The following is a 5,537-nucleotide window of genomic DNA, read 5'->3' as shown; positions in this document are numbered from 1 at the left end:
AATGGTGGCACCATTGCATTTGATTAGAAAGGGATGTTGAGGATCTTTTGCAACTTCAAAGAGAGCCTCTCCTTCCAGTTCGGTATACCTGATCCCTTCATTGGATTTATCGAAGTATACCAGGCTGCTTTTCTTTTGCAGCCATACTATCGTCCCATCATTTAGTATAACTCTTTCAACATCACCCTTTGCGCTATAGTGAACGATGCCACTCCCACCTGAAAAATTCTGAATGGCGTAGACAATGAGAACAACTGCTGCAACGGACGCAGCGATCCTCAATATCCAACCCGTTCGCGAAATTTTCTTAGCATCGTCTTTAAAGGGTTTGAATGCCTCGATCTCCTTGAGGTTATCTTTCTGACTTATGATTTTCTGGAACAGTTTCTCTTCGTCTTCCTTGCTGAGTTCAAGGTTCTTGGCGTCTTCGGTTTTCATAACCTCAAGCCAAGCCTCAATCTTCACCCGTTCAGATTCGGAAACCTGGTTGGTGAGGTAACGCTTTAGTAAGTTGTCGAAATTCGATTTTTCCATGGCGGGTATTTTACTTGCAACCTTTTGAAACTTGATAGAGCACGCCTTTCACTAACATGACGGTGAAGGCAGGGAACCTACCGTCTACGGGGAATAATATTTCTCGCCTAACAATTTACCTGATTTGCGCTAGAAAATCAGGTTTTAGAGTCAGGAATTTACGCAAGATTACCGGGAATTCGAGAACATACGTGAACTGGCAAAAAAAGGCTTCTGACCGGTCTTTTCAGGGGTATATTTACCTCCTAATGGGCTTCAGCTCTCCAACTTTTTGCCCGGATTTACGCCTCTTTGCAACCGGGTGTCGATGTCAGATACATTGAGACAATCCAACGTAACATCACCCAAGGACCAACCTGATTTGCACGTTAAGCGAGAAGGCATGTTGAAAGACGAACTAGTAAAAAAGTACTACACACGAAAAAATAAATTTCCACAGATTCTCTTGTAAGTACTTTCACCTACACGAACGTCAAAGCGTTCATTTTTAAATAGTAAAAACGTTTTCGAAATCTACCGTCAAAAACCAATCGGCTACCAATTGGTGTGCCGAGCGCTGGAGGACTTAGCTAGTCAAAATTAATGCCTCACTGTATTCTTATCATTGCAGCGTTAATTACTCTAACCTGCTATGAAGAAAATTCTTCTACCCATCACACTATGTTCAAAATACTTTAAGGATTGCTCTGAAGCTGAAATCCCTGTGACCAAGAATTGTGAGTCACTGGTTGCTAAGCTGTTTCCGGTTAACGTAAACACTAATGCGGCTGTATGAGAAAATTATACCTAAGTGCCCTGTTGGCATTTTCTCTTTTCAATTCCTATAGTCAGGTAGATATCCAGGTCAACTATTATACCGGCACCCCCGAGATTAATATTCCCCTTATCAAGATCACCGATCGGACGCTGACCCATACCATAGGTGTGTCGTACGATGCGTCAGGTGTGAAAATAAACACTATCGGAGGAATGGTGGGCACCAATTGGAGTTTGTGGGCCGGAGGCGAAATCCGAAGAGAACTCCGGGGTATACCCGATGACTATAATTCGTCTGTGCAAAAGGGTTGGCTCCATAATACAACCTCCGCATCTATCGGAACATTCAATTTCCCAACAGATGGCCAGACGATGGATTGCGCCACCGAAGAGGTCTACTACAATTTCCTATTAAATTTTGATCAGATGGACAATGAGCCGGACGTGTTCCGGTTTTCAGCCGGCTCCATATCGGGCAGCTTTATGTTCGACAACAATGCCACCATCAGTAACATCAGAACAGTACCCTATCAGGAAGTAAAGATTATTCCCTATAGAGCTGACGCCAATAGCCCTATAGATTACTTCGAAATTATAGCAGCGGATGGCACGAAGTATACCTTTTCAAAAAAGGAAACAACCACCCGCAAATCAGAATACGGCCCACGCGTTTACTTCAACCGGGAGGCAAAACAATATGAAACGCCCATAACGTTTACATCAGCCTGGAAATTAGCCTCTATTCAATCCGCGGTTGGCGAACGTATCGACTTCAGCTATTCGGAAAAGACTAAATCTTCTTCAAGTTCTTTGCCGGTCTATTATCCCCGCGCCAATGCTTCCAATCCAATCGAATGGACTGATCAGTTAAATATGTCGGAAACAACCACATCACAAATAATCAGCAGCATATCTTCTCCTCATCAGGCCGCTACTTTTGCGACCTCAGATATACCAGAGTCGGCTGACCAGGTCTGGCTGGATAACATTGTGCTGAATGAGATCACACCAACGTCTTCATTCTTTGTAAAGAAAATCACATTCTATATCGACCAGTATTTTACAGCAGACTCCGATGGACCTCCCTATTTCTATCGATACTTTCTAAAAGGGATTCAAACTACTGACGCTTGCTCCGCCTATAACTATCATAGCTTCAACTACTATGGCGTAGACAGCATGGGTAAGATCGATCTTCCGAAACCAGGCACGATATATCACGACATCTGGGGCTACTACCTCACCACCATGACTTCGCAGTATCCCACAAAATTATATGTATATCCATCTTCGACTGGCATCCAACGTATTACACCATTCCGAAGGACGGGTGTTTCAGGTGAGATCATTCTGGATGGAGCTGATCGAATCTCATCGGAGATTAACCAAAGCGGTTCTCTCTCAAGTATCAATTATCCATCGGGTGCGCACGTCTCATTCACCTATCAGTCGCACGAGTTTAACAATCCCGTTACTGGCACCGTGATGAAAGGGGCCGGATTAAGAATAGGCAGTATTACTCTTCATGACGGTATAACATTTCAAAATGACATAGTACGGACATTTGAGTACAAAGATGCCGGGGGCATAAGCAGCGGCAAGCTGCTCAAGATGCCTGTCTATTGGTACATCTCCGGATGTCACTACAGCCCTGCGGATGGCTATACACCTTACTCGTCCTTATCTGGCTTATCAACGGCTGAACAATGGAGGAGATTAATTTACCAGACGAAAGGAAATACCAATAGAGATTACGAGAGCGGGGTGCGTGTCGGCTATAGTATGGTAACGGAAAAGATCGGCACCGGCAATGGCAAGACGGTATATACCTACGATGTCCCCAATCCATTAGGTACTGCTGCAAATGGCGATTGGCATCCCACCTATGTTCAGGTTGCGCGCACCAGTTCCTGCCCGTCTCTGGGAGTAATAACCAAAGGATACTATTTGCCTCCCTATCCCGACCAGACGCCTTATGATTTTGCCCGTGGGTTGCTTACGAAGGTATCGCACTATGCAGAAGGAGAAACCAACCCGGTTAAGGAGACGGCCTATACGTATGCTGACAAGACTATATCTCCAACAACCATCAAGGGTGTAATCTTTGAAAAAGTACCGTATACTTCCACCAACTACTTTTTCACCTATGGAATCTGCAGCATAGCCTCCAATAAAGTGAAAGTGCTTGCCAGTTCGTTGGAGGCCGTTCGCGATAAAGCAACCCCGTCCGTATATGTGAGTACACTAACAAGCTATACCTATGGAGGCACAGATCATCCCTTCCCCACAGCTGTTACAGTAACAAACAGCGATGGCGCCCAGACAATTCAACGATCGAAATATATCAAGGACTATGGTTACTCGACCTCTGCCAGTACCGATCTCCAGGTACAAATGATCGACAAGCTATATGAGCGAGGTCAATATGGAACATTAGTGGAGCAGACATCCTCTTTTGTGCCAGCTGGAGGAACAGAGAAGACCGCTAAAGGAACGCTACTCATGTTTGACAACTTTGGCACTACTACCGATCCCGTTATCCTCCCCAAGCAAACCTATGCACTAAGCGGAGGCGCTGGCATAACGGGATTTACACAATCGAGCTATAGCGGTGCTGGGTCATCCCGTCTTTTCACCAGAAGCAATTCGTACCGACTCATCGCATCGGCACAATACGGCAAAAAGGGAGATCTGATTCGCTTGGAAAATAGTCAACGCCAACTACAGTCGGTTCATCAGGATAATCTCTCCGGTATGAAGGTAGCAACCATTGTAGATGCAGAACCTGGCGAGTTCATCTATTCCTCGTTTGATCATGATACCGATTTTGATTTTGACCTCATCAACTTTACCGTACAGGACAAGGATGCTGTTGGAAGGACCGGTGCGCTGGGACTTGAGGGAATCAAGTCTGGCACTACCAAGTATCTTAAGAAATCATTCAAAGGAAGGCCGGGAAGTAAATATAAATTTTCAGCCTGGTATAAACCTCCTGTCACCACAGGCACGCATAGTCTTAGTGTAGTAATAAAAAACACTTCGAATGTTCAACTCCTGCAACAGACACTACCGTATACGATCACCTCACTCAATTGGCATTATGCGGAGATGACCCTGAATCTGGATGCACTTAGTGATACAGATATAGTAGCCGAAGTATCGTTTAACGGATCATATTCATCTACCGCGGATCAGTCCTCGATCGTTGATGACCTGACCCTCGTGCCTGCTAATGCAGACCTTATCCGCGCTACTTATAGCACTGCTTATGGCCAAACCTCACTCACCGCTTCCGATGGAAGAATTACGCAATATGAATTTGATGCGAGAGGCTTTCCCAAGTATGAGCGCGATCATGAAGGAAATATAAAGCAGAAGACGACATATACGCAATGGCTTCCCTCCTCTTCAACCGGAAGTCCTTTGGTTGATCTCGTCAGCATTGTTGTTCCAAACAGCGTTGTTCAAAATCAGCAAACAACTTTGACAGCCGTAACAAATTGCGTTGATGTAGCCGCGATACAATGGAAAGTAGCGCCCCAAAACAATCCAAATTCAGGAACATATTTCAGTGGGTCCAATGAGCAACCGTATACATTTACTACTGCGGGAACTTACATCGTTTCGCTCAAGCTAACCCATCCCTCCTATGGAAGTATAGAGAGCAGCAGATTCGTTGTTGTGTCGGCTCAATTTCTCACAGTGTCTTCTTGCGTAACAGGGGCGACCGCTATAGATGTCTGTACGAATACAGCAACGGAATCCTTCTCGTGCACAGTACCAGCACCACCGGTCAATATAGCAAGCACTCAATTCACGGTATCGGACATTACCGGATGTGATGCCGGGGCCACCTACACGTATGCCTGGTACAAACGTCCCTATCAACAAAGTACGGAGACCGGAACACTTGTGGGAACCGGTTCTTCCGTCACGGTTACCAATAGCTTGTCGTACGAAGTATACTGTGTGGTGACATCGTCTTGTGGCAAAACAGGACAATCCCCCGTGATGAGAGTATATATTTATCAGTCAACACCAGGATGTGATTCAACCCAGGACTAAACCGTTTATGAAATCTACATACATTAAGAATTGCATAGCATCTTCCGTGTTGATGGTATGCATCGGGTTTGGAAGCATCGCAGTAAAAGCACAAGATCCCGTTCCAACAAGGTATAATTCTGTCAAGAAAGAGGTCATGCGGGTATCAGGCATACAGAACGAGACAGATTACTCTGCCATGA

Annotated in this window: 2 protein-coding genes; one reads left to right on the top strand and one right to left on the bottom strand. The window is 45.2% G+C overall.

What is annotated here, in order from left to right:
• The coding region (locus tag VIN08_RS15430) for a FecR domain-containing protein (RefSeq protein WP_331966884.1) at positions 1–534 on the bottom strand (534 nt) is incomplete at its 3' end.
• A 771-nt stretch (positions 535–1,305) separates the two neighbouring features.
• On the opposite strand from VIN08_RS15430, the gene VIN08_RS15425 reads away from it, so the two are divergent.
• Positions 1,306–5,355, top strand: coding sequence for a hypothetical protein (locus tag VIN08_RS15425; RefSeq protein ID WP_331966882.1), 4,050 nt, complete (start codon positions 1,306–1,308; stop codon positions 5,353–5,355).
• Positions 5,356–5,537 lie beyond the last annotated feature (182 nt).

Origin of the sequence: Ohtaekwangia sp., assembly GCF_036568665.1 — a bacterium.
Classification (GTDB): Bacteria; Bacteroidota; Bacteroidia; order Cytophagales; family Cyclobacteriaceae; genus Ohtaekwangia.
The sequence above is the reverse complement of the archived record's forward strand: the minus strand, read 5'-3'. Positions and strand labels throughout refer to the sequence as shown.

What these genes read in the sequence shown, in the direction of transcription:
- VIN08_RS15425 (WP_331966882.1), top strand. Translation starts at nt 1,306, where the DNA reads ATGAGAAAATTATACCTAAGTGCCCTGTTGGCATTTTCTCTTTTCAAT.